The sequence below is a fragment of the Butyricicoccus sp. AM05-1 genome (assembly GCF_003474415.1).
Lineage (GTDB): Bacteria > Bacillota > Clostridia > Oscillospirales > Butyricicoccaceae > Agathobaculum > Agathobaculum butyriciproducens.
Genome location: NZ_QUDG01000001.1, coordinates 420,754 through 445,207, shown reverse-complemented (window position 1 = coordinate 445,207; position 24,454 = coordinate 420,754). Strand labels below are relative to the sequence as shown.

At 53.3% G+C, this 24,454-nt stretch carries 24 protein-coding genes and 1 pseudogene; 1 reads left to right on the top strand and 24 read right to left on the bottom strand.

Going from position 1 to position 24,454, the window contains the following annotated elements:
- Positions 1-11 precede the first annotated feature (11 nt).
- From DW088_RS02615 to DW088_RS02495, 24 genes and pseudogenes are all read right to left on the bottom strand, one after another.
- On the bottom strand, positions 12-548 hold the full coding sequence (locus tag DW088_RS02615) for a hypothetical protein (RefSeq protein WP_117515662.1): 537 nt from the start codon (positions 546-548) through the stop codon (positions 12-14).
- Positions 535-2,637 carry a DNA topoisomerase 3 gene (locus tag DW088_RS02610; protein WP_118359290.1) on the bottom strand — a complete coding sequence of 701 codons (2,103 nt, stop codon included), beginning with the start codon at positions 2,635-2,637 and terminating at the stop codon, positions 535-537. Before DW088_RS02610 ends, DW088_RS02615 begins: the two co-directional genes overlap by 14 nt.
- Positions 2,634-3,365, bottom strand: coding sequence for a DUF4366 domain-containing protein (locus DW088_RS02605; RefSeq protein WP_117515660.1), 732 nt, complete (start codon positions 3,363-3,365; stop codon positions 2,634-2,636). The genes DW088_RS02610 and DW088_RS02605 overlap by 4 nt, the downstream gene beginning before the upstream one ends.
- Complete coding sequence (locus DW088_RS02600) at positions 3,355-3,666, bottom strand: DUF4315 family protein (protein WP_442861164.1); 312 nt, start codon at positions 3,664-3,666, stop codon at positions 3,355-3,357. The genes DW088_RS02605 and DW088_RS02600 overlap by 11 nt, the downstream gene beginning before the upstream one ends.
- Positions 3,632-4,372, bottom strand: a complete 741-nt coding sequence (locus DW088_RS02595) for a phosphoadenosine phosphosulfate reductase family protein (protein WP_118359288.1) — start codon at positions 4,370-4,372, stop codon at positions 3,632-3,634. Before DW088_RS02595 ends, DW088_RS02600 begins: the two co-directional genes overlap by 35 nt.
- 15 nt (positions 4,373-4,387) lie before the next feature.
- Complete coding sequence (locus DW088_RS02590) at positions 4,388-6,277, bottom strand: C40 family peptidase (protein ID WP_226973347.1); 1,890 nt, start codon at positions 6,275-6,277, stop codon at positions 4,388-4,390.
- Positions 6,274-7,296, bottom strand: a complete 1,023-nt coding sequence (locus tag DW088_RS02585) for a DNA cytosine methyltransferase (RefSeq protein WP_117515657.1) — start codon at positions 7,294-7,296, stop codon at positions 6,274-6,276. Before DW088_RS02585 ends, DW088_RS02590 begins: the two co-directional genes overlap by 4 nt.
- On the bottom strand, positions 7,289-7,909 hold the full coding sequence (locus DW088_RS02580) for a hypothetical protein (RefSeq protein ID WP_059004496.1): 621 nt from the start codon (positions 7,907-7,909) through the stop codon (positions 7,289-7,291). Before DW088_RS02580 ends, DW088_RS02585 begins: the two co-directional genes overlap by 8 nt.
- A gap of 4 nt (positions 7,910-7,913) precedes the next feature.
- On the bottom strand, positions 7,914-8,675 hold the full coding sequence (locus DW088_RS02575) for a BRO family protein (RefSeq protein WP_117515655.1): 762 nt from the start codon (positions 8,673-8,675) through the stop codon (positions 7,914-7,916).
- Positions 8,668-11,091: a VirB4-like conjugal transfer ATPase, CD1110 family gene (locus tag DW088_RS02570; RefSeq protein WP_118359286.1), complete on the bottom strand. Its 2,424-nt coding sequence runs from the start codon at positions 11,089-11,091 to the stop codon at positions 8,668-8,670. Before DW088_RS02570 ends, DW088_RS02575 begins: the two co-directional genes overlap by 8 nt.
- A complete protein-coding gene (locus tag DW088_RS02565) occupies positions 11,057-11,443 on the bottom strand; it encodes a PrgI family protein (RefSeq protein ID WP_059004499.1) in 387 nt (128 codons plus the stop codon). Before DW088_RS02565 ends, DW088_RS02570 begins: the two co-directional genes overlap by 35 nt.
- Positions 11,444-11,722: 279 nt before the next feature.
- On the bottom strand, positions 11,723-12,343 hold the full coding sequence (locus DW088_RS02560) for a hypothetical protein (protein ID WP_229101819.1): 621 nt from the start codon (positions 12,341-12,343) through the stop codon (positions 11,723-11,725).
- 13 nt (positions 12,344-12,356) lie between these two features.
- A complete protein-coding gene (locus DW088_RS02555) occupies positions 12,357-13,211 on the bottom strand; it encodes a VirB6/TrbL-like conjugal transfer protein, CD1112 family (protein WP_118235807.1) in 855 nt (284 codons plus the stop codon).
- Between the two features lie 79 nt (positions 13,212-13,290).
- Positions 13,291-13,380, bottom strand: a pseudogene (locus tag DW088_RS02550) (Maff2 family mobile element protein); the annotation flags it as partial.
- Between the two features lie 91 nt (positions 13,381-13,471).
- Positions 13,472-15,142 carry a recombinase family protein gene (locus DW088_RS02545; RefSeq protein ID WP_002584321.1) on the bottom strand — a complete coding sequence of 557 codons (1,671 nt, stop codon included), beginning with the start codon at positions 15,140-15,142 and terminating at the stop codon, positions 13,472-13,474.
- Positions 15,143-15,340 carry a hypothetical protein gene (locus DW088_RS02540; RefSeq protein ID WP_002592708.1) on the bottom strand — a complete coding sequence of 66 codons (198 nt, stop codon included), beginning with the start codon at positions 15,338-15,340 and terminating at the stop codon, positions 15,143-15,145.
- A 241-nt stretch (positions 15,341-15,581) separates the two neighbouring features.
- Entirely contained in the window at positions 15,582-16,919 is a 1,338-nt protein-coding gene (locus tag DW088_RS02530) for a virulence-associated E family protein (protein ID WP_002584323.1), read from the bottom strand.
- Entirely contained in the window at positions 16,888-17,532 is a 645-nt protein-coding gene (locus DW088_RS02525) for a CHC2 zinc finger domain-containing protein (protein WP_002584324.1), read from the bottom strand. Before DW088_RS02525 ends, DW088_RS02530 begins: the two co-directional genes overlap by 32 nt.
- 65 nt (positions 17,533-17,597) lie before the next feature.
- Positions 17,598-19,178 (bottom strand): MobQ family relaxase, encoded by a 1,581-nt coding sequence (mobQ, locus tag DW088_RS02520; RefSeq protein WP_002584325.1) that lies wholly within the window; start codon positions 19,176-19,178, stop codon positions 17,598-17,600.
- Positions 19,179-19,374: 196 nt separating this feature from the next.
- On the bottom strand, positions 19,375-19,920 hold the full coding sequence (locus tag DW088_RS02515; RefSeq protein ID WP_002584326.1) for an AAA family ATPase: 546 nt from the start codon (positions 19,918-19,920) through the stop codon (positions 19,375-19,377).
- 214 nt (positions 19,921-20,134) lie between these two features.
- Positions 20,135-21,595, bottom strand: a complete 1,461-nt coding sequence (locus DW088_RS02510; RefSeq protein ID WP_002584327.1) for an Lsa family ABC-F type ribosomal protection protein — start codon at positions 21,593-21,595, stop codon at positions 20,135-20,137.
- A gap of 746 nt (positions 21,596-22,341) precedes the next feature.
- Positions 22,342-22,638, bottom strand: a complete 297-nt coding sequence (locus DW088_RS02505; protein WP_002584328.1) for a DUF3847 domain-containing protein — start codon at positions 22,636-22,638, stop codon at positions 22,342-22,344.
- Positions 22,631-22,972, bottom strand: coding sequence for a DeoR family transcriptional regulator (locus DW088_RS02500; protein ID WP_002584329.1), 342 nt, complete (start codon positions 22,970-22,972; stop codon positions 22,631-22,633). The genes DW088_RS02505 and DW088_RS02500 overlap by 8 nt, the downstream gene beginning before the upstream one ends.
- Positions 22,969-23,157 carry a hypothetical protein gene (locus DW088_RS02495; RefSeq protein ID WP_002584330.1) on the bottom strand — a complete coding sequence of 63 codons (189 nt, stop codon included), beginning with the start codon at positions 23,155-23,157 and terminating at the stop codon, positions 22,969-22,971. Before DW088_RS02495 ends, DW088_RS02500 begins: the two co-directional genes overlap by 4 nt.
- A 483-nt stretch (positions 23,158-23,640) precedes the next feature.
- On the opposite strand from DW088_RS02495, the gene DW088_RS02485 reads away from it, so the two are divergent.
- Positions 23,641-24,447, top strand: a complete 807-nt coding sequence (locus DW088_RS02485; RefSeq protein ID WP_002584331.1) for a helix-turn-helix domain-containing protein — start codon at positions 23,641-23,643, stop codon at positions 24,445-24,447.
- Positions 24,448-24,454 lie beyond the last annotated feature (7 nt).

The window sequence follows — 24,454 nt, the reverse complement described above, 5'->3', positions numbered from 1 at the left end:
ACGACACCTCCTTACAGTTCCGGCGCAGACTTTTCCCGATGGGGCTGCGCCTTGCTCTGATTGGCACATTCCTTCCGGCTCTGCTCCAGCCGCTCCTTGATGGAGGGCTTTTTCTCCGTCTGCCTCTCCCTGGGACGCTCATGCTCCCACTCGTCGCCGGAAAGGGTGAGATACCCTTTACTGGTGAAGCACCCCTGTTCCTCCCGCATGGCGTGGTTGCCGAAAGGAACGGGATCAATGGCGTCCAGCAGCTCCGGGGGCAGAAGGACATCCAAATGCTGCGCCAGATAGCGCCAGCCCACATCCTCCACCTTGCGGATGTTGGGCTCCAGAATGAAATACTCGGTATTCGCGGGAAACTCCCGGAACTGCTCCAGGGTGGTCAGTCGGAAGGGAGACTCCTGGACAGCGGCCAGGAGGTCACGGTCCTCCGGGGAAAGTCCGGCAAGCGCCTGGGCCGCTGCCTCCAGTTCGCTTGCGTCACCGCCTGCGGGGAGCAGCGGCTTCAAATGCTCCATGAAGTTGACCTCGGTTTTACTTTTTGCCATGCACACCATCCTTTCGTTTGGGAAACTCCAACTTGAAATTGACATACTTGCCGCCGGTATCGTCCAGGATCACCACGGCGTCATAGGTGGAACCTTTCTTCTCCGACCACATCCCCTTGACGGAAGTGTGGCCTTTTTTCAGAAGGTCGGCCGCCATCTTCCGGGTCATTTCCTTGCGGCGGCTGGTCCAGAAACGGTCATTCTTCCACATGACAAACTGGCAGGCCCGGTCCGAACAGGCGAAATTCTTCTTGCCTTCATAGACCGGCTTGCCGCAGCGGGGGCAGAGGCCCACCGTCTCTTTCTCCGGCTGGAACAGCTTTTGCCCATCCTCGGAAATGTGGGAGTATTTCCGCACCAGCTCCGCCGCCATTGCCTCGATCCCGTCCATGAAGTCCTCCGGCGACGCCTGGCCCTTTGCCACCTCGTTCAACCGCTGCTCCCAATCCGCTGTGAGCTTGGGAGAGGTCAGCAGCTCCGGCAGCACCGTGACCAGGTTAACGCCTGCCTTTGTAGGGATCAGGTTCTTGCCCTTGCGCTCCACGAACCCGCCGGACACCAGCTTTTCAATGATGGCCGCCCTTGTCGCCGGGGTGCCCAGGCCCTTGCGTTCTGCCTCGTCCGGCATATCTTCCTTGCCCGCATTCTCCATGGCCGACAGAAGGGTGTCCTCCGTGTAGGGCTTGGGGGGCGAAGTGAAGTGCTCGGTGACGGAGGCGGAGACCGGCTCAAAGACCTGCCCCTCGGTCAAGGCGGGAAGAACACCCTCGGCATCTTCATCCTCCGGCTTCTCCTTCAGGGAGGAACGGAACACCTCCTGGATGGCGCGCCAGCCCTGGGAAAGCACCTGCTTTCCTTTTGCCGTGAAGGTATGTCCGCCGCAATCAAAGGTGGCCGTGACCGCCTCATACACGAAAGGCTCCGCCGCCGCACACAGCAGCTTGCAGCAGACCAGCAGAAGGATATTGCGCTCACCCACAGGCAGCCCCGGAACGTTCGCTTTCTCCAGTTCCAGCGTCGGCAGGATCGCGTGATGGTCAGATACCTCCTTGTCGTTCACCAGCGCCAGAACATCGGGGAAAAACTCCGGGCAGGCATCGAAGGGCGTCACCCGTGCTGCCAGATGCAGAACCACGGAGGCGGTCTCCGCCATGTCGCCGGTCAGATACCGGCTGTCCGTGCGGGGATAGGTCAGCAGCTTCTTTTCATAGAGCGATTGGGCGTAGTCCAGGGTTTGCTTGGCCGTGTAACCGAACACCCGGTTCGCCTCCCGCTGCAAGGTGGTCAGGTCGTACAGTTTGGGCGGGTTCTCCGTCTTTTTCTCCCGCACCAGGGATACACACACGGCCCGCTGCCCGTCACAGGCATCCCGGATGGCCTGGGCGTCCTCCGGGGAAACAATGCGGTCGCTGACCGCCTCGGCCCCCTCCAGCGCCAGCCGCACATAATGGTATTTCTCCTTGCGGAACAGGACGATCTTACTGTCCCGGTCGGCCAGCATCGCCAGGGTGGGCGTCTGCACCCGCCCAATATTTAACGTTCGATGATACAACACCGAAAAGAGCCGTGAGGCATTGATACCAATAAGCCAGTCCGCCTTTTGGCGGCAAAGCGCCGATTGATACAGCGGGTCATAGTCCGCGCCGGGGTGCAGGTCGGCAAAGCCCTCCCGGATTGCCGCATCCTCCATCGAAGAAATCCAGAGACGGGAGAAAGGCTTGGAACATCCGGCAGCCTCATAGACCAGCCGGAAGATCAGCTCGCCCTCGCGTCCCGCGTCGCAGGCGTTGACCAGTTCCGTCACATCGGGGCGCTCCATCAGGGAACGGAGAATGTGGAACTGGTCAGCCTTTTCCTCGGACACCACATAGTGGAAGGGGGCGGGCAGGATGGGAAGGTCCTCATACCGCCACTTCTTATAGCGGTCATCGTAGGCGGCCGCGTCCGCCAGTCCCACCAGATGACCAATGCACCAGGAAATGAGCCAGCCGCCGCCTTCAAAATAGCCATCGGCCCTGGATGTGACACCCAGGGCCGATGCGATACTCTTTGCTACACTCGGTTTTTCACAGATCACCAATTTGCTCAATTCTGCTCCTCCTGTTCTCCCTGTTCAGGAATGTCCTCGTTTTCGTATTCCTCGTCCTCGAACTCATAGTCGTCCGGGTCGGCGCTGACCTTTGCGCCCTGCTTGGGCTTGATGAACTTGATGTAGGCGAAGGCTCCGCCACCGCCCAGAGCCGCCAGCAGCAGGATCAGCACCAGGGCGCCGCCGCTGCCGGACTCCTTCTCCGGCTCCGGTTCAGGCTCCGGCTCCACCTCCGGCGCTTTCCCGGCACACTCGCTCATATTCACCGCGCAGACCGGACAGGCGGTATTTACCGCACCAGCCTGGCATTTCTCGGTGCAGGTACAAGCAGCTGGCTTTTCCTCCGTCTGTCCGTCCTCCAGCAGCGCCATCAGGTCGGCTTCATCCACCTGGTTCAAGAAGTGAACGGCGGTCTCCTTGTCCTCGTTGGCCCGGTCGATCAGGATGTAAAAATAGTTGCCCGCTTTTGTGGTCACGGTGATAAGCTGTTTGTCGCCGTAATAATCGTCCACCAGCGTGGCGTTGCCCTCCGGGGTAAGGGGCTGGCCCTCCGGCTCCATGCCCCCGGTGGCGGGTTCCTCGGTGGGTTCCGGCGTCGTCTCGGCGGACTCTCCCGTGTAGTAGTCGCCATCCCCACCGCCCGCAAAGGCGGTGACGGAGAAGGCGGTCATGCACAGGACCACCACCGTCAGGGACGCCAAAAGGCGGAAAACTCTGTTACGCTTCATCTTCGCCGTCCTCCATTCCTTTCATATCCTCGTCGTCGGGGTCCGGCGCCGCCTCCGCCTCCATCATCCCGTCGGGCAGGGTGATAAGGCCGCTGGCGTAGGCCTTCAGGAAGGCGGTCAGCTCCTTGTTGTCCATGCGCACCGCCTTGACCATGCGGACGATCTCCAGGTTTTCTTCCTCGGTGAGCTGCGCCTCCAGCTCCCGAAGTCGCTTCTGCTGGGCGGAGATCTTCTCCTTCGTCTTTTCGATGTCTTTGCGAATCTTCTCAACCGTTGCCATGTGTGCAAAACTCCTTTCCAAATCGTTCTCTCCAGGAATAGTTCCGCCCCAGGCCCTTGACCGTTTTCAGGTTTTTCCGGGCGTTGTCCTCCAGCGCCAGGGCGCGGCGGAACAAATCGGGATGCTGCTCCCGCAGGGCGGTGATCTCGTCGGGTTTCATGCTGGGACAGAAAAAACAGGACGATTTTCCCGGCTGGGGCAGCCCTGCCGCCTCGATCTGCCGGATGCAATCGTCCCGCGTCCATCCCCATTCCATCAGGGGATACCACTTGCTGTATTTTCGGTCGGCCAGGTCTCCCAGCAGCACCTTGTCGCTGCGGTAGCCCTCGCCCGCGTCGTAGCCGATGAACTTGACCACCCGTTTGCCCGCCGCCCACGCCTTTTGACACGGCGGGTAATGGTTGCAGAACTTTTCCTGCGGCCCGATCTTGTGTTTCAGGGAACACCGCTTGAAGCCGTAGGCAATGGACGGTAGGCTGCAACTTTGCAGACATTCATCCTCCAGCGTCAGCCGTTTCCCGTCACGGGTGGTCTTATACACTCTGATAATGGGAGGCATCCCGTGGTCCTTCAGCCAGCGGTCCATCACCTCCAGATAGGCGTAGGTGTGGGGATGCTCTGCCCCCGTATCCGCAAAGAGAATCAGGTCCACCGGGATACGGTGCTGGTGCAGCCCGATCAAAAGGGCGGTGCTGTTGGCGCCGCCCCCATAGGAAACCATATTGATGCTTCATCACCTCCATCAGTTGTACGGCGGTCTGCCGTATGCGTAGAAATGGGACTGCCAGTAGCTCGTGTTCAGGTTGGAATACTGGATGGGGTCGCCGCAATGCAGCATCATCCCGTCGCCCACATAAATGCCTACATGAGATACGCCGGTTGTGTCGTAGGTGCCCACGAAGAACACCAGATCGCCGGGCTGGGGGTCGGATACTGGGGTGGAAATATTGTAGAGCCCCTGTGCGCCCAGCCGCCCGGTATTGCACAGGCCGCTGTTGGTCAGCACATAACTGACGAATCCGCTGCAATCGAAAGAAGTGCTGGGACTGCTGCCGCCCCACACATAGGGATAACCCAGGTATTTTTCCGCCTCGGTAATGAGGGTGTTGAACCGCTCGTCCGTCAGGTATTCAGCGGGAATCTCCCAGGCGGTGGGAGGGTTGTCGATGTACTTGTTCACATACCCGGAGGACGGGAACAGATCGGGGCGGTTGCCCAGGGTGGACATATAGGTGGCATACAAGGAAAGCTGTTCCTCGCCCATCATGTAGACAGGCACATGGGAGAGGTCGAAGTTTTCCAGCGTGACGGTGCAGATGGTCCAGGTATAGGGCACCCGAACCGTATAGGTGTTGCCCTCGCTGTCCGTCCGTGTCTCCGTCCGATAGCGGGTCTCCGTGGTCACGGTTTCGGTGAGAATGTATTGCTTGTCAAAGAGGGTTTGAAGGTCGCCCTGTACCTGGTCAATGGTGAACACCCCTTCATGGAGTGCCGACAGAATGGAGATCAGCACATAGGGGTCGTGCTCAATCTCGTCCAGATCAAAGTGATACTCGTCATAGTCGTGGGTGGCCTCGTAGGTATCCAGATACTCCCGCAATTCATCCTCTTTGGCGCAGTAGGCTTCTTCCGCCGCCAGCATGTCGGCATCCTCGGAGAGATAGGAGGACGCCATAATGTTGGACACCCCGCCGCCGAACATGGAGGAACAGGATTGCAGGGAGCCCAGCAGCATTACCAGCAGAAGACCGATGCCGCCCACGATCAACGCGCCCTTCCAATGCCGTTTCAGGAAAAGGGCGGTGCGCTTGGACTCCTGGGCGGTTTTCTTGGCCGCCTTTGCCGTGGTCTCCGCTGTTTTCCCGGCCTGGGCGGTCTTGCCCGCCGCCCGGTATGCCGCCGCATATTGCTTTTGCAGCTTCCGTTTCTGCCACAGGCGGGAGATGGGATTGGATGCAAGCTGGGGGTTCTCCGCCACGGCTTTCCGATAGTAGAAATCCGCATTGGCCTTGACCGCCGCCTGCTCCGCCTTTGCCGCGTCCCGCCAGGGTTTCAGCTTGCGTTCCGCCCGCCAGTTCTGGACACGGCGGTTTCCGTAGCCCACAGCCTTCTCAAAGCTACGTTCCCCCAGGTGGCCCGACTGGACGCCGGAATTTTCCTGCTCCACCTCTCGGACCTTGCCGTGGATGGCTGCGCCTGCCTCCTGGATGGGGCGGGACAGCGGATTGGCATGTTGGGGGGATGGCAGTTTGGATGGAACAGCGGTCTTTGCCGCGTCCAGCCGGTCCGCCGCCTTGTCCGACTTGCGGATGGCCCCTTGCAGCTCCGGCTTGGCCTGGTCCGCCTCGGAAAACTGCAATCGGGAGGATGGACGGCCCGCTGCCGCCTCGCCCTCCCGATAGGTTCTGCGCTGTTTCCGGCGCTTCTTCTTGGCTGCTGCCTGTTCCCGGTGCAGTTCCACACGATCCACTACTTTCCCAGCGGCACCCGCCGTGTCGCCGGAGGCGGAATGGTCCTGCTCCGGCGTCCGGTCAGAGGGATAGGTCGTCTCGCCCGTAACCAGATTGACGGATACTGCCCCGTCACGGGTCATCTTCTGCGCCTCCTTTTCGGGGGCTTTCCATTCTTTCAAGGTGCGTCACCTCCTGTTCCATAGGGGCAGATGTCGGCACACGCCCCGGTTTCGATCATGGCGATGTACTGGAAAATGGGATAGGCCTGGGGCGGGCAGACCGCGTTCCCCAGGGTTTTCAGCCGCAGCGCCCGGTTGTCCGTGTCCTCGGTCATGCGGGGGACTCCTTCGGGCTCGGCACGCCAAAGGATGCGTCCGTCCATTTCGGGGGGAATCCCATGAGCCATTCCACCCAGTCCGGGTTCAGCGCCGCTTTCTCGGAAAGGGGCTGCTCCTGCCGGATCACCTGAGCCGACAGGTTGGAGGACGGGGATTTGTCCCGGAAGGCCGCCGGTTTCAGGGTGGAACGGTAGCCCTCCGATGCTGCCGGGGTCAGATAGAACACCGCCGCCGACAGGGACAGGCTCCAGATCGACCCGTCCTTGTTCCGCTTGCGGAATATCCCATTGTCCGACAGGAACACATCCAGGCTGGCAGCATCCCGCCCCGTGGATTTGTCGGAGGCAAGGGGTGTGGGAAACATCAGCCGCGACGATAAAAGTTCGCTGGCGCTCATGCCATGCGCCGACGCCGCAAGCCGGAAATACGAATGGGAGAACAGCGTATCCCGCTTTTGCCAGGTCAAAAATCGTTTTGTCGAGCCCCATATTGATGAAGCCAGCAACATTTTCCCCAAGCACCCAACGGGGCCGCAGTTCGGCAATAACGCGGCACATCTCCGGCCACAGGTAGCGTTCATCCGCAAAGCCCCGCCGTTTTCCTGCGGTGGAGAAAGGCTGGCACGGGAATCCGCCGGAGAGGATGGTAATGGTTTCAAGTCCTGTTTTTTCAAAAAACGCCTCCTTCGTGAATGTGGTGATGTCGCGGAACTTCGGCACATCCGGCCAATGTTTTTGCAGGATGGAATAGGGATAGTCCGCCCACTCGCATTGACAGACCGTTTCAAAGCCCGCCGCCTCCGCCGCAAGGTCCAGCCCGCCGATGCCGGAAAACAGGCTGACATGGGTGAGCTTATTCATGGCTGATCTGCTCCCCAGGGATCAGCTCCGCCCGGAACCGCTTGATGACCGCCGCCTCCAATTCATCCTGACAAAAGTTGCTGTCAGCGGAAAGACCCAGCTTGCGGCGCAGCCTGTTCAGCGTCTTTTCATAGTTCCCGTATTTCTTTTGCAGTCGGAGAAAATCTTTCTCGTTCTGTGCCTGCGACAGACACTTGGCGATGCTGTACCAGGTTACCAGGAACATGTGCAGTTCGCTCACCAGCAGCCGGAATCCGCTGCCGGGGATCAGATAGTGTTCCTCCTGGCGGCCGCCGCCCGGTTCGGGTTCGTCGTCCTCACACTCCACATAGAAGGCGTCCAGCTCGCACAGCTCCCGCGCCTTCATCCCGGCAAGGTCCGCCTTGTCGCCGAACACCAGGTAACGGCCGGGAATGTTCCAGGCGTCAAACTTGTCATCGGCGATCTGGCCGTACCGCTTCGCCGCCGCAATGAACGCCTCCACATCCTCCCGGTCCTTGATTTTTCCGGCAAGGAAGGCAAGCTGATGAAGCAGCCCGTAGAGATGCACTTCCTCGTCGATATGTGCCTCATAGGTCTTTTCCTCGATGACATACAGCTTTTCCTGTTCCATATCCTTATCCCATCCTTTCCTTCCATTCCAGCCGCATTTGCCCATCATCCAGCAGCAGACGGATCACATTTTTGCCCTGGGGCGTAATCAAGGTCTGCTGTCCAAAATGCCCATATTTCCAGAAGTCCTTCACACGGAATAATCCGTTATTGGAGGGCTTGGCATAGGGCAGAAGGTATCCGGCTGGGCAGCGGTACAGAAATCCCGCGTCCATCAGGAAACGGCAAAACGCACGCTCCCCGATTTGCAGTTCTTTCGCCGTGGCTCGGATATTGGTGCAGTTTTCTTCATGGACAAAGGCGTCATAAAAATCTGCTTTCGGCCGCAGCCGTTCCACCTCGCCGGAGAGCTGCCGGTTTTTCTCATGCTCGGCAAGAAGCTGGTCGGCAAAAGCCAGCAATATTTCCGGTTTTTCCGCCGCCTGCTCCAGAAGGGAGGCAGTCATGTACCCGCCCGTCTTGCGGATCATGGGGAGAACTTCGTCAAACACCCATTTTTCAAAGCGTTCCGCACCAGGCAGCCGACTATGAACGATCAGGCGGTACACATCACCCTCCGGGATGAATGTCAATTCCTGTACGCCTCCTTCTGTAAGGGCGCCCCGTTTCAGGGCCCCCTTACAATGCGTATTGATGGCGTTCCTCGGTTTTGCATATCCCAGGGCTTTCGCAACATCAAATCCGCAAAACAGATAATTGCCGTTTTCTTCGATCACTCGGATGCTGCCAAATTCGCGGTTATTGAAAACCGCCATCTTGTTATCCATTCTGGTCCTCCTTTTCGTCGTCCACAGTTTCGTGTGCAACCTCGCTGGGCTTGGTGGTGAGCAATTTATAGAGCTCGGTGTCTTTCGGGAAGTCATCCGCAAAGGGCAGGATGACATTGTTGAAGAACAGCAGCCCGTGGCCCGGCTCGGAGTTGGTCACATAGGCAAGCTGCTCCGATGAAATGTTCAGCCGCTCCGCCAGTATCTTCCGGTCTCCCGCCGCCTGGTTGAGCATATAGATGAAGTCGCTGTTTTCCAGGATGTTTTCGATCTCCGGGGAGGAAAGCAGGTCTTTGGGGTTCTGGGTCGCCCCGGTAGGGATACCGCCCCATTTTCTGAACCGTTTCCAAATCTCGGCGCTGTATGCGGCGGTCTGTTCCTCCTTCAGCAAAAGGTGGAACTCGTCCACGAAATACCAGGTGGAGCGCCCGATAGCCCGGTTGATGGTAACGGTGTTCCACACCGCATCCTGAACAATGAGCATCCCCGGCTTTTTCAGGTTCTTGCCCAGGCCCTTGATGTCAAAGCAGACAAGGCGGTTGGAGATGTCCACGGTGGTACGGTGGTTGAAGAAGTTCAGCGAACCGTTCACATAGAGGTCCAGCGCCTGGGCCACTCGGTCGGCCTCCGGGATGTGCTGGGACAGAAGGGCGTTCATCAGGTCGCCCAGAATGGGCATATTCTCTGGCCGGGGATCGGCAAAGTAGGGCTGGTAGATCATCTGTACCGCCCGGTCAATGACGGTTTTCTCGATGGCCTCCAGCCCCGTCTTGCTGCCCATGATGAGCTCGCAGAAGGATAAGACGAAATCACTTTTCAGCGCCAGCGGGTTTTCTTCCTCGGAGTAGTTGAGGTTGATGTCCAGAGGGTTCACATAGTCGGTGCTGGACGGGGACAGCCGGATCACCTGACCGCCCAATCGCTTCACCAGGGGCGAATACTCGTCCTCCGGGTCGCAGATGATGACATTATCCTGGGTCATCAGCATGATAAAGGTGATCTCCCGCTTGCAGCTCATGGATTTGCCGCTGCCGGGGGTGCCGAACACAAGACCGTTGGGACAGCGGGATTGCTTGCGGTCCAGCAGGATCATGTTATTGGAAAGGGCGTTGAGCCCGTAGTACATGGCGTCGCCGCCCATGAACACCTCTTGGGTGACAAAGGGAACGAACACCGCCAGGGCCGAAGTGGTCAGACTCCGTTCAATCTTGATACGGTTGAGGCCCAGGGGCAAAGAGGACATCAGCCCGTCCTCCTGCTGGAAGTCCAGCCGGGTCAGAAGGCAGTTATAGGTCTGGGCGACGCTGGCCGCCTGGGACACGGCGATCTCCAGCTTTTGCCGGGTCTCCGCCGTGTGCAGCACCAGGAAAGTCATGTTGAACATTCTCTCGTTGCGGGATTGTAAGTCGGTGAGAAGGTCTTTCGCTGCGCCGCCATAAGTAGACAAGTCGCTGGGGAGTATGTCCATATCGTAGCCGCTGCGCACAGCCCGCTTCTGCTCCTGTATCTTCATGGCGTCCAGGTCGGTGATCTTCCGCTTGACCATTTTGATGGCCTCGTTCTGGTTGATGCCCCGGATGTGCATGGTCACCATGATATTCCCGTTCGCCTCCATGAAGTCGGTGAGGATACGGTCGTGCATCTCCGGCGCCAGAATTTGCAGGAAGGACACCGCCCCGTACCGCCTGCCGATGCGGAAGGTGCGGGTCTCCCCAAAGTGGAAAGAGGACGGGGATATGAAGTCCTTCACCGAAAGGCCGCTGGCGGGGAGCCAGTCCCATTCAAAGGCGAACTGCCCGCCCTCCGGGTGGAGGATGTTGTAAAGCAGCTCCAGCCGTTCCTTTCCGTCCAGTACATGAGCCGCCGCCCCCATGACCTTGAAGCGATTGAGGGTGTCGGTCTCAATGCGGGCAAATCGCGCCCGTGCCGCGGGAAGGTTCTCCGCCTCGATGGTCAGGGTGACATACTTGGTTTTCACATAGCCGTTGTTGCCCCGCTTGTACTGCATCCGCAGGATGTCCACCGCCTCGTCCCGGATGGGGTCCAGGTCGTTGCCCTGCCGGGTGATGCCGAACATTTCATCGGCGGCGCTGCCTCCGCTGCGGCTGTCCAAAGAGACCTGGACGCCGATGGAGGGGTCGTAGCCGTTATAGAAGTCGCAGAGGCTTTCAAAGATGCTCTGCTGGTCCTCCGGCCCAGCCAGGCGGTAATTCACATCCTCAAAGGCAATGGTTTTGGAGAAGGTGCCGCCCTCCAGTCTGCACAGACCGTCGGGGAACATGTTCTGAAACGGGATGCTGTCCTGCACCGTATGGGTTTTCCCGTCGCCCTTCGCCTGCCGGATCACCGCCTCGATCTGCTTGCGCTCGGCACGGGTGAGCTTACGCTTTGCCGGTTTTTCTGCCTTTTCTCGCAATCCGCTTCACCTCCTGTTCCAGTTGGGATTGCCGCACCAGGGCGGAATAGAGATTGTTTGTCTGGTAGATGCGTACCTTCGGCCGGATGAATTTGTTCTGGATCAGATGCCCCAGGAACACTTCCAGCGGCTGCCCGTTCTTCTCATACATGGCGAACAGGAAAAAGGGCAGCATCACCAGGATCATGCACAGCGCCGCCGTGGTAGTTCCCAGGCTCGCCTTTGCCAAAAAGAAAAGCGGCACGCCTACCAGCGCCGCCGCTCCGAAACAGATCACTTGTCGTTTGGTCAGCCCGAACAGGACCTTGCTCTGTATCCGACTCAGGTCCTTCGGGATTGTTACATAAGCCAATGTTTCACACCTCCTTCTTCATCGGCGCATAGTCCTTAAAATCTGATACGGAATGAAAAATCCGTTTATTATTTACCCATCTTTGCAGATGGCGGGTAATGCGTGGAGCCGTGGGACGCTCATAGATCATCACATAGGGATCATATCCCAATGCCCGCAAGGTGTTTACCCGGTACAAATCCTGTTCATGGGTGCTGCCGTAATTGGTCAGGACATAGACACGGCGGTTTCGGTCGCTCTTTATGGAAGTAAGTTCACGAAAGCGACGGAAATACTCCGTCAGGTCCTCGTCCGGTTATCCCATGCGAAATGCACCGCTTTTGTCCGCACTTTGTTCAGTAGAGATACATTATCACGGCTGATAAGGCGAATATCGAGCCCCTGGGTAAAGTCCACCAGCGCCCGGCTCTCAATTAGCTGTTCAATGAGCCTTTCATGGTCGGGACAGGCAAGCAGGTTCGGGTCCATCAGTTTGATTTCTTCCTCACCATTCCAAAACTCGGAAAGATCAGCCACCCGGACGCTCCTGCGCCCTTCTTTTTTGCTGACAATACAAAATCCGCAGTTCCTTGGACAGCCACGGCTTAAAAAGCCGTAGGCTGTACCTAAAAACCGCGGATATAGAAAATAGTCCGGCCGAATATGCTCGATCTCATGCGGGAGGTTTTCGCCGGGGCCGTAACCTGTACCGCCCTGGATGACCTTATCCGCATTGCTCACCTGTATGGTGTCTTTGGAATAGGTGTCTGTAAATACCCGGCTTTTATAAACAAGGTCATATTGCTTTGCAGGGTCCCACCATTCCACCCGATCCCCGTGTCTGGTGTGATACTCCGAGAGCTTCATCAGGCACAGGTTGGGAAAATTGTGCGAGTCCACATCAATAAGGCCTACTCTCAAATATCTGCCTCCTTTAGTGGGCGCCGAACAGGGATTTTGCAAGGCTGCCGGTCTTGAACAATGTGTAGCACAGCAGAACCGTATAGCCCATGCACCCCCAGATGGCAGCGGATATGTTGTCGCCGGATGTGGAGATGCCCTCCACCAGCACGGCATAGATGCCCACGCAGATCATAATGAGGAAGGCCTGGAAGCCCAGGGCCAGCAGGGAGCGAAGGTAGTTCTGCCCCGTGGAGCCCCATTCCCGGTTGACCATCGTGGCAAAGGGAATCGGCCCTATGGAGGTGACCAAATACACCTCAATCATTCTGCCGTAGATCACCAGGAAGATACAGATGGAAAGAATCTGCGTACACAGCCCCACGAACACACTCTGGAACCACAGCCCCAGCAGGGCGCCCACGCTCCAGTCGGCAAGCTGGGTCTCCAGATTGCCCACCACGCCGGAAATGTCGATGCCTGCGTCCGAGATGATGACCCCCGCCGACTGACTGACCACATTCTGCGCCACATCGAACACCGCCATGACGATGTTCCAGGTGTTGGTGACGATCAGCACCGCGCAGAAGGTCTTGAAAATCCACTTGAAGAAAATCCAGGTGTCAAAGTCGTGGAGGTTATTTTTCTCGATGATGAGCTGGATCAGCTCGTAGCACATGACGAAGGTGAGGATGATGCCAGCGATGGGGACAATCACCGTTTCCGAGAGGTTTCGGATCATGTTGAAGATGCTGCTGTTCCAGGCGGCGGGCGTCATGCCGACCTCCCCGGCGATCTCGCCCACCTTTGTATTCAGGGTATCAAACATCCCGGTCAGGTTTGAAATGATACCGTCAATGAGCAGTTCCTTGAACCACTCCTGGATCATATCCAATATCAAGGGAGATCACCTCCTTTGCGGGGGCTCCCGCTATCAAGCGAAAGCCCCCGCCGGTTTTGGAGAATCATTAGGTGGTGGACAGCAGACCGGACAGCAGAGGGATCAGGGTGATGCCGATGAGGGCAACGCCGCCGCCCGCCATGAGCTGTTTCATCCCCAATTAGGTGTAAAAACTCTGCTCGATGGCGGGCGGCGGCGTACAAAAAATCTATATGGTGTTGTTAAGAGAACCGTCCCGGCGGGACAGGTCAGGCAGTGACCTGTTCCACCTCCGGGATGGGTTTGAGATTAAAATGAATTTCGATAGAAATGTGTCTTGTTTTATCTTCGTCAATGCGCTCATGCACAACGATTTCTTTGATTAAGCGGTTGAGGGTGGCTGCGTCCAGCTCTGTGATGTTGGCGTATTCCTGAATGGCTTCCACCCATTGTTTTGCATCATTGGCAAGCTGGACTTCATCGGACAGCCGCTTTCTGCCCTCGGACACTTTTGTTTTAAGCTCCGTCTGCTCGGTCTGTGTCTTTTCCAGCATGGTGTTGAAATTCTGCTCACTGATACGCCCTGCAATCATATCCTCATAAAGCCGCATGACCATTTTGTCCAGAACCTCAATCCGTTCCTCGTCCCTTGTAAGGGAGCGTTCCATTGCTTCCCGCTGTTCCCGCTGCTCGGCTTCACAGGTATTGGTCAGGCGGTCGGCAACCGCTTCCCCGTCCATCAGGGCAGCTCTGGCACATTCCCGGATTTTCCGCAGCACATGGCTGTAAAGGGTGTCATAATCAATCCGGTGCTGGGTGCAGTGGTTCTTTCCAAAGGCATTGTAGGTCTTGCAGGAGTAAATCCGCTGGGGATGTTTAGCGTTTGTGTAGCGTACCGTCAGCGACTTCCCACACTCGCCGCATTTTAACAGTCCGGCAAACAGGCTGATTTCATTGGTCTGCCCCGGACGCTGGCGGGATTTCAGCTTGTTCTGCACAATGTCAAAGCTCATGCTGTCAATCAGCGGTTCATGCTGTCCCTCCACCACAATCCAGTCCTCCGGCTTCTTTTCCCCAATCGTGCCGATTTTGAAGCGGTAGTCCTTTTTCTGGGAAGCAATCGCCCCGGTGTAGACGGGATTCATCAAAAGGTCTTTGATAACGGAGAAGTCCCACATATACCGCCCGTTTTCTGGGTCTTTCTTTTCCCATTTGGTGCGGGTATTGCGAAGCCCCCGTTCCCGGTTCCACCATGTAGGGCAGGGGATTTTTTCTTTCTCCAGCCGTCTGCGGATATAGTTCGGACCATGACCGTTCAGGGCATATCCGAAAATCAGCCGCACAATCGGGGCGGTTTCCTCGTCAATGAGCAGATGGTTTTTGTCCTCCGGGTCTTTCCGATACCCAAACGGGGCAAGACACCCGGTAAACTGTCCTTTCTGCGCTTTCAGAAGATAAGAGGAATGGACTTTCTTGGAAATATCCTTGCTGTACATCTCGTTCAGGATATTCTTGAACGGGGCAATGTCGTTGTTATCCCGCAGGGTGTCGATGCCGTCATTCATGGCGATATAGCGGACACCGTTTCTTGGGAAAAAGTCCTCAATCAAATGCCCGGTTTGCAGATAATTACGCCCCAGTCGGCTGAGGTCTTTCGTGATGACAAGGTTGATCTGCCTGCGCTCAATGGCTCTCAACATTCTCTGTAGGTCAGGACGCTCCATGTTAAGACCTGTGAAGCCATCGTCCTGATAGACTGCCACAACCTCCCATCCCTGCTTTTCGCAGTATTTTTCCAGCATATCACGCTGGTTTGCGATACTGGCACTTTCGCCTTGCAGGTCATCGTCCTTTGACAGCCTGCAATAGACCGCCGCACGATAACCCCCGGCAAGTGCCGAACCGATTGTTCTGTATTCCATTTCGTTCATCATAGCCATTTACCCACACAATCCAGACGGTATCTGGCTCTTTTGAACCTCATCTTCATTATAGCCTATATCTTTCTTTTTAGCAAGATATTCTTTTGCATTTGTCTTTCCGTATTTCTGGGAAATCAGGCTGACGAACACATCAGTGGCGTCAAGCTCCCCGTCAAATACAGTGGTCACATGAATCTCTGTTTTGTTTTTTGCCATAGGCAGTTATCCTCCATACATGAAAATAGCCAGACAGAGGGTGTCGGCAACGAAGTCCGGCAACGGACTTCAAAAGACCTTGCAAACAATCTCAATCTGGCGATGGTTACTATTTATACTTTTCTTTTATTTTTTTGTTGTTTTGGTTGTTATAAGGGAGAAAAGCCCGGAAATAAGGGGTTTTTCCCGGCAACCGGCTCGGCAACGGGATAACAACAGGGGGTGCAACGGGCTGTCCTTTTCAGAATGGAAGCTCCATCTGTTCTGTGACCTCCACAAAACCGTCCATCGTTTTTTCAGACGGGTTGCCGGAGTCCGTTGCCGGGTTTTCACGCTCCCAGCCCTTTTGTCTGCCATATTCGGAAAACATTCTTGGGTTTGGGAAGTACCGCCAGCTGGAAATGCACTGGTTCATAATCTCGTTGATTTCCCGGATTTCCCATTGCTTCGGCTCGTCAAAAGCATGGTTCAAGGCTTCCTTATAGAGCTGCTTGGAGCAGACCATGCTCCCGGTGTATTTATCAAGATACGCCTGTATCATCCCGGCTTTGGTGTCCTCCGGCATAAAATCCCGCTGGTGTTCTTTGAGATACCGCTGCATGGCGGGGCTGAAAGCCAGCTTGAACCTGCCGCTTTTATAAATCTCCATCGCTTCCGCCCACATCTGCCCGATATAGGCTCTGGAAGCGGCTTCATCCTCCAAAATGTGAACTTCCGCCTGCTCCGGGTACACCATGACCGGGATAAAGCGGCGGTTGCCGGAACGGTCAAGGGGCAGGAAGTCAAGGGCATTGGAAGTGCCGCCAAACACGCACTGACGGGGGCGGTCTGCCGGGTGGGTTTCATAAGGTATCTTGTAGACCTCTTTCTGCCGGCTTAAAAATGACTTGATTTCCTCAATGCTCTTGGCGTTGGCGGTTGCCATCATTTCCGACATTTCAATAATCCAGTGACCTTGCAGCTTGCGGTACACATTGTCATCGTCCAGCTTCCGCAAATCATCGGAGAACCACTCGTCCCGGACTGCCAGCAGCCGGAAGAAGGTGGACTTTCCAGCCCCCTGACCGCCTACCAGACAGAGCATGATTTCAAACTTGCACCCCGGCTGAAAGGCTCGTGAGATTGCACCCAGCAGGAACAGCTTCAACGCTTCATAGGTGTAATCGTCTGCGTCAGCCCCCAGAAAGTGCCGCAGGCAGAAGCGGATTCGCTCTGTCCCGTCCCACACAAGGGTATTGAGATAGTCCCGGATGGGATGGTACTTGTTTTCATTCGCCACAATCCCGATGGCGTTATCAATCTTTTTCTCATTGGTAAGCCCGTAGGTTTCTTCCAGATAAAGAAGCAGATACTTCATGTCCGTATCGTTCAGGGCGGTGCTTTCTCTGTGAAAACCGATGGGCTTTATGATGTCCTTGCGGTCAGTCAGGATGTTGTATGCGATAGCCCCTGAAAGCAGAGGGTCACGTTGGAATACGGTCAGGCAGTTCCGTATGCTCTGACGGACACCGCCTTTCTCGGTGGTTTCCAGCCCCGCCTTGATTTCCTCAACGCTCTGGGGCGGCTGCATGGCGTTCATAGTGTTTTTTAGTTCTTGCTGCGTCTGCGGCTGCAAGTTCTGCCATTCGCTGTTCAAGCTGTATCACATCCTTTCCGTAGTCCGTAATCAAATCCGCTTTTTCCTCTGTTTCCCCGAACAGCAGCACATCCAGCAGATATTCCACTTGGGCTTGCTTCTGTAAGGCTTCCACAAACCGGGGATGAAAGGCTTCCTCCGGGGAGTGCGGGGCGTAGTCCGTTCTCCATGCCATCAGCAGATGGAGATAATCGGCAAGAATACGGAAGCAGCGATTCTTTGCTTCCTGAAACTGTTCCTCCGGGGATTTCTGCCGGGTCTTGGGCTTTTTTACCTTTCCCGGCGGTTTCCAGTCCTCATAGGAAAGCCCGAAGTCCTGTGCCAGCTGTACGGCGGCTTCTTTCTTTCCCAGCCCATACAGGGCGGCGGCAAAATCAATCACATCCCCATCCGCACCGCAGCCGAAGCAATGGTAACGCCGATCCAGCTTCATGCTTGGGGTTTTATCGTTATGGAACGGGCAGCAAGCCATCCCGTTCCGACCTACATGGATTCCATAATACTCCGCAGCCTGTCTTGTTGTGACGGACTGCTTCACAGCTTCGAATACATTCAAATCTATCCCTCCTTGAAAATAAGAAAAGCACCTGACATTCTCTAATTGAAAATGGCAAGTGCCTGTTAAAGTTCCATATCCTGTTGTCTGTGTTTCTCCTGTGCCGGGGCGGTTCTTTGTGCTTTTTTCTCGTCAGTCTTATCCTGCAAGACTTCTTTGATGGGCTGCTTCTTGGGCGGCTCTTTGCTTTCCTCTGTGCCGGGTGTGGCTTTCCGTACCCAGTAGCGGATGTCCCGCAGCTTCTTCAAATCCTCCTGTACCTCGGTCAGTGGTACTTTCAGCTCTGCGATTTCGCTGAGAAGCGTTTCCTGCTCCTGTTGCAACTCATTTTTCGTTTTATCCTTATCGTCCGGGTGCTTGGCAAGGTAGTCAGCGGCTTTCTCATACCGGGCAACCTCCGGGTGTTCCTGTTTGAATTTCCCCTTTATTTTCTTAAAAAATATCTTCTGGTACTTCTCATAGACAGCCTTACATTCCTTGCAGTCTGTCCGGCTGGCAAGAATCCCGTCAATCACTTTGCTCCGGGCTTCCTTTGGCTTCATCTGATTGCGGTAATCTGCGGCTGATTTCCCGGAAGATTCCAGAAACGCTTCTAAGTCCTCCACAGTGGAAAGCCCCTTTTGCCGGAGATAGGACAGGGCTTCGCTGACTGCCTTTAAGTCCTGTGAAGTTCCCCGGTTCTGTCCAGCCCTTGTCCAGTCCTTCCGTTCTTCCTTTCGTATCTCCATATACTTCATCAGCAGATTGGGAAGAAGTGTCGCTTCCTCCGCCGCCTTTTGTGCAAGCAGCTCCTTCCGTTTTTCTCCCAGCTCGGTAATCCAGCCTTTGAGGTTTTGGATAAGCTGCCGGATGGACTTCATCAGGCGGTTGGCGGCTCTGATTTCCCGGTTCAGGTTGCCGATATTCGTCTGGATACCTCGCTTTTCCATCTGCCGGACAGCAGTCCCCTCATGGACAGTGGGGACTATATCAAGCCCCTGTCTGGCATAGGAACGCAAGTCCACACGCTCCGGGCGGTCATTGGCGTCCAGATAGCGGTTCTGGATAACCTCCCATTCATGCCGCCAGATTTCACAATACTTCTGGTCGTTCCAGTCCACCGTATCCTCCTTGTGGCTTTTCCACCTGCCGGACGGCAGCTTTATCCGTTCCCCATTCTCGTCAAGGTCATAAACCTTGCGGCTCTTGGGAAGCCATTTTCCATGTTCATCCATTGCCCGCATGGTCAGCAGGACATGGGCGTGGGGATTGTGTCCCGGCGGATGGGGGTCATGGATGGCAAAATCAGCAATCATGCCTTTGGAAACAAACTGCTGTTCACAAAACTCCCGTACAAGGACAGCGTACTGGTCGGGCGGTATCTCTCTGGGAATGGTAAGCACCCACCGCCTTGCAAGCTGGGAGTTCCATTGCTTTTCCACCGCTTCGGCGGCATTCCATAAAGTATTGCGGTCTGCATATTCCTGTGGAGCATTTGCCGGGAGCAGGATTTCATTGTGGACGATACCACGCTTTTCCGGGTAGTGCTTTACTTGCTGGTCGTATTCACAGAACAGCTTTTCGCCGCTTTGGTAAGCAGCGGCGGCAACCGCAGACTGCCGCTGGCTGCGCTGAACAATCGTGATTTCGTTGTGTGGACAAGGCATTTCGTGTCCCTCCTTTCGCTAATTGGTGGATGGGGTGGCGTTTTACCACCTCATTTTGGGCAGAAAAAAAGCAGGAGACCTTTTTCAGATTTCCTGCTCGGTGTGCCACTGTGTGAGCGGCGGGTATTTAGTTGTAAAAGTTCGGGACAAGTTGACCCGATGTAAAGCTAACAAACTGGAATTGCACCAAAACAATCTAAGACAACAACGCTGCCCTACTTGCGATTTTTTCTTGTACTGCGGAAACAGTTTCTTGAATGGAATAAGTGGTCGTATCTATAACATTCGATTCATATATTCCCAGATTGCAAAATTGCTCCCACATGGTTTCTACCAATTCGATATTTGTCTTTCGGTCTAACTTTGAGCGTTCAACAGCTCGCTTCAAGGTTTCTTCCTTACTTGCCCTTAAAATAATATAATGCACCTCATAATGTTCCCGAACAAGACTTTGCCACGGCTTTAAAAACCACGGTCCGATAATACCGTCAACAATTACATCATATCCACCACGAGCATATCGCTTCGCAGCTTCTAAAAACGCTTCAATGACAATCAAATTTTGCTCATTTGATTCTGGCAAATGCGGTGGTATTGCCCCTTTACTCAAATAATGATAAAAGTCATCTGTGTGCATATGCACAGACTTTTCCAAATCTGATTCTTTTGCAACAGCAGATGCCGTTGTAGTTTTTCCTGTCCCCGGCGCACCTGTGATTACAATAATTCTACCTTGATTCATCTATATTTTACCTCCACAAATTACGATTTTCTTAATTCTACAAACTGGAATTTGAGTCTCTGTAAAGCTGGAATTAACCCATACAATTATTTTAATTTAGAGGTTCTTACGCAATTATCCGTATTTTGTAATTTTTCAATACTGGAATGCCAGTGTAAATCAGCATTCTCCATTTTTATTAAAGCGAAAAACGTAAAATTGCGGAAGAACCAATTTAGATATTCACAATTTTACTTGCCACAGTATCTCGAAAAACACTGTCATGTTCTACCAGGAGCATGGTCGGGGCAAACTCCGTTATGAGTTGTTCAATCTGCATACGTGAGTACACATCAATAAAGTTGAGCGGTTCATCCCATACATACAAGTGTGCCTTTTCACAAAGGCTTTTCGCAATTAGGACTTTCTTCTTTTGCCCGCCAGAAAAGTCTTTAATATCCTTTTCAAACTGTACACGCTCAAAGTCCATTTTCCTAAGAATTGCCTTGAACAAACTTTCATCAAGGTTGTTTTCTTCTGCAAACTCGGAAAGGGTTCCACATAAATACGATGTATCCTGTGGCACATAAGAAATTACAAGCCCAGAGCCAAGTGTTACTGTACCCGTATAATCTATGGACTGCCCGACTACCAACTTTAACAGGCTACTTTTGCCACTGCCGTTCTTTCCATCAAGCACAATGCGTTCTCCCTGTCTTATTTCAAACGAAACGGGTTCACAAACTGAAATGCCATCATAATAAACTACTACATTCGATAATGATGCAAGCAAATCTGTATGGTAATTAAGCGGTTGTATCTTGAGGGCTTCTGCGGTTTCCATATTTTTCAGCAATGCTGATTTTTGTTCGATTGTCTGTTGTTGTCTCGCTTCTATAGATTTTGAACGCTTCATCATTTTGGCGGCTTTATGACCGACATAACCTTTATCTGCTGCCCCAATTTTGGAAGCTTCTACACGTTCAGACCATACTGCAGCGCGTTTTGCCGACTGCTGTAATCGTCTGATGTCCTTTTGCAAACGTTCGTTCTGAGCCAGTTCAAATTCTTGCTGTCGCTCAAAATTTGACATCCATGATGAAAAGTTTCCTCTTTGCACTTCGATATTCGCTCGGTTAATCGATAGAATATAGTCAACACAATCGTCAAGAAAGCGACGATCGTGAGAAACTAAGATGAATCCCTTTTTCTTTTTCAGATATGCCGCCACACTTTTTCTCGCTTTGGCATCCAAATGGTTGGTAGGTTCATCAATCAGTAGGAAATGCCCTTCATTAAGAAAAAGAGCGGCAATCAAAACCTTTGTCTGCTCTCCGTTGGAAAGTGTTTCAAAAGGTCGCCAAAGCACATCGACATCAACATCAAGATAAGAAAGTTCTCGCATAAGTTCCCATTCTTCCGCAAGTGGGCAAATCTCCTGCAATATATCCTCTGTAATACGATTCTTATCTGAAACGGGATAAGGAAAATAATCAAACTGTACGGATGATAGGATTTTTCCACTATACTCATATTTCCCAAGCAGAAGATTCAGAAAGGTTGTTTTACCTCGTCCGTTTCTGCCCACAAAACCAAGCTTCCAATCGGTATCAACCTGGAAACTGACATTTTCAAAAACATTATCATAACTTGTCGGATATGAAAACGTAAGGTTTTCAATTTTAATCATTGACATAAATATTATCCTCCTTTGCATGTCATACGATACAAAGTCGGTTCGGTGAATGTTTACTACGTATAGATTTCACCAAAAGGAACCGACACTATACGGAGTGAATCATGTGTAACTATCTGTTCTGCACTATTCATAAAGCACCTCCAAAACAAAATAAGAGCCACAAGAAAGTTTATCCTTGCAGCTCGTCATAGCATAAAATAACACCACTAAGCAAAAGTGGCAACAGCACTATATTGAGTAAGATAGACATATAACTTTCTTGCAATAGACACAATAATGCCAAAGTATAGCACTACCGCATATTTTGATTTTATTTGCAAGAAAAGTTAATCATCTTCCCACCTCTTTCTAAATTTCAAAATATTATACCATAAATCGCAGGCAAATACAAGTGGTTATAAAAATTTAACAAATCGCTTATAATACAATCATATAACTTTACGCATTCCTTACTGACCGTAAAATTCCGATTTATTGCTGACTTTATTATACTTTATTGCCTATCGAAAAGATAGCATATTTTATGAAACTTGTCGGCTGGGAACAGCTTGCAACGCAAGGTGTCCCCAGATGACAAGTCCACAAAAGGGTAGCTGGCGGTAGCCAGCGCAGGGGAAGCGTAGCGTCCCCTGTATGATTTGGAGCAGACCATGACTGCGAAAAATCACAGCCCTCCGGCAAGGAGCCTTCGGAGAACGCAATGCACCAACCTTTGGGTGGTGTATAATTGCGCCCTTAGTAAACTAAGGGGTTTCCGGCTTCTCACGTTCCAGCAGTTTCTTCAATAGTTCCTGCGTGTCCTGCCTGTGAAAAATGAGTGTCAACAACAGCATGACATCATCATCTGTCAGGCGTTCCGGCTCTTGCAGAAAACTTTCCAGCATACCGCCACGAGTACAGAGCCGGTGTGTCCGTTCTTTTCGGGTAAGCTGCTTTAGCTGGTGCTGCAATGCCTTTTCATCATTGATGGCTTTCCGCAGTTTCTTTTCACTCTTTTCCAACTCTCGGTTGAGCTTTTCCAGCTTTGAGGTATCAGGCAAGGGCAGCGTCCTCCTTTCCCGGTATCAGCACATAAATCCTGTTTGGTTCTCCAACGCCCTGACGCACTCGCATGATCAGTCCGGCGGTTTCCAGTTCATTCAGAGAACGCTTGACCGTCATGGGGCTGCGGGACAGGACTGCGGCAATGGCTGTGACAGGGAAGCAGATAAACAGGATTCCGTTCTCGTCCTCCTGTCCGTTGGATAGCATAGCGTCCAACATCCGGCAGTACATGACCTTTGCGGTGCTGCTGACTGGAAATCCTGTCAACGCTCTGGGAAAGGGCATACAGGGCGGCAACGGTGTGCCTATCGTCATAAATTCAAAATTCATTCGGTGTGTTCCTCCTTTTTCTTTGCTCTTTTGGATAAATAACGGGGGCAGTCAACCACAACCGCCCGGAAGCTCTGCTTGCACCCATGCTTGCATTTCCGGCATAATTCGTTGTAAGTGACACGCCCCCGGTCATTGAGGTAAAAAGAAAGCTCATGCTTCCTCTTTTTGCTCATTCTCGGCATATTGCGTTTCCTCCCGTTTTAGTGTATAGTTTCGGGGCGATTTTCGGCAAAATTACGGTCATAGAGCCGTCTAAAATCTCCAGAAGTATCAGCAATAGGGTAGACTATCCCCCTATCAGATTGTCGTGTTTCGGTATCATTTCGGTATCAGTTCGCCAGTTCTCCCCGGTGTCGTTCCTCCCCTGAATCTCACAGCGGCGTATTGCTCCCTTTGGTACGCTCGTTTCGGTCAGGGTTCCTCCATATCCCTGCCAAAAGTCATGGCGCTACATCGCCGGGGAAGCATATCCCACACAGGCTGGTCATTCGATTGGAATAATCCATCGATGAACTACCTGTATCATAGAACATTTTTGTGCCCTGTGCCGTATGTCCACAAAGTAGGAATTAAGGGTAAAAATCAGAAATTTCCACGATTGCGGAAAGTATGATATAATCCAGTTAAGCGGCAGTAATGAAACCGCCGGAAAGGAGCGTGCGCCCATGAAAGGAGCGACAAGCATACAGGAACGCCTTTGGGAACTCCGCAAGGACAAAGGCTTAAATCTGGAAGAATTATCAGAGCTGACGGGCATTTCCAAATCAGCTCTTGGCAGTTATGAAAAAGAGGATTATAAGGAAATCAATCATGGCAACCTTATCACGCTGGCAGACTTCTATGGGGTTTCCGTTGATTATCTGCTGTGCCGGACAGAGAACCGGGAGCAGATCAACACGCCACTAACAGAGCTGCATTTGAATGATGAGATGGTGGCACTTCTGAAAGGCGGTCGGATTAACAACCGTCTGCTCTGTGAGCTTGCCACTCATAAGGACTTTATCAAGTTTCTTGCGGACATTGAGATTTATGTAGATGGGATTGCCACCATGCAGATTCAAAACCTCAACGCCCTTGTCGATACTGTCCGGCATGAAATCATTGAACGGTATCGCCCCGGCGAAGACGACCCGCATTTGAAAGTGCTGCAAGCCGCCCATATCAGCGATGATGAATATTTCAGCCACATGGTTCTTGATGACCTCAATCTCATTATCCGGGATATTCGGGAAGCCCACAAAAAGGACAGCGAGAGTGCGCCCCAGACCACCGTTGCCGATGAATTGAAAGAAAATTTGGAAGCGGTTGAAAATTTCAAGGGCAGTCGGGATGAAAAGCTGGTTGTCCTTTACTGCAAGCAGCTCGGCATCAACTATAAAAATCTGTCAGACGAAGAATTTCGCTGGCTCATTCGGATTCTACAAAAATCAAAGAAAACAGGAACTCCTATCAGTCAAAGGAAAAAACGGTAAAGAAAAA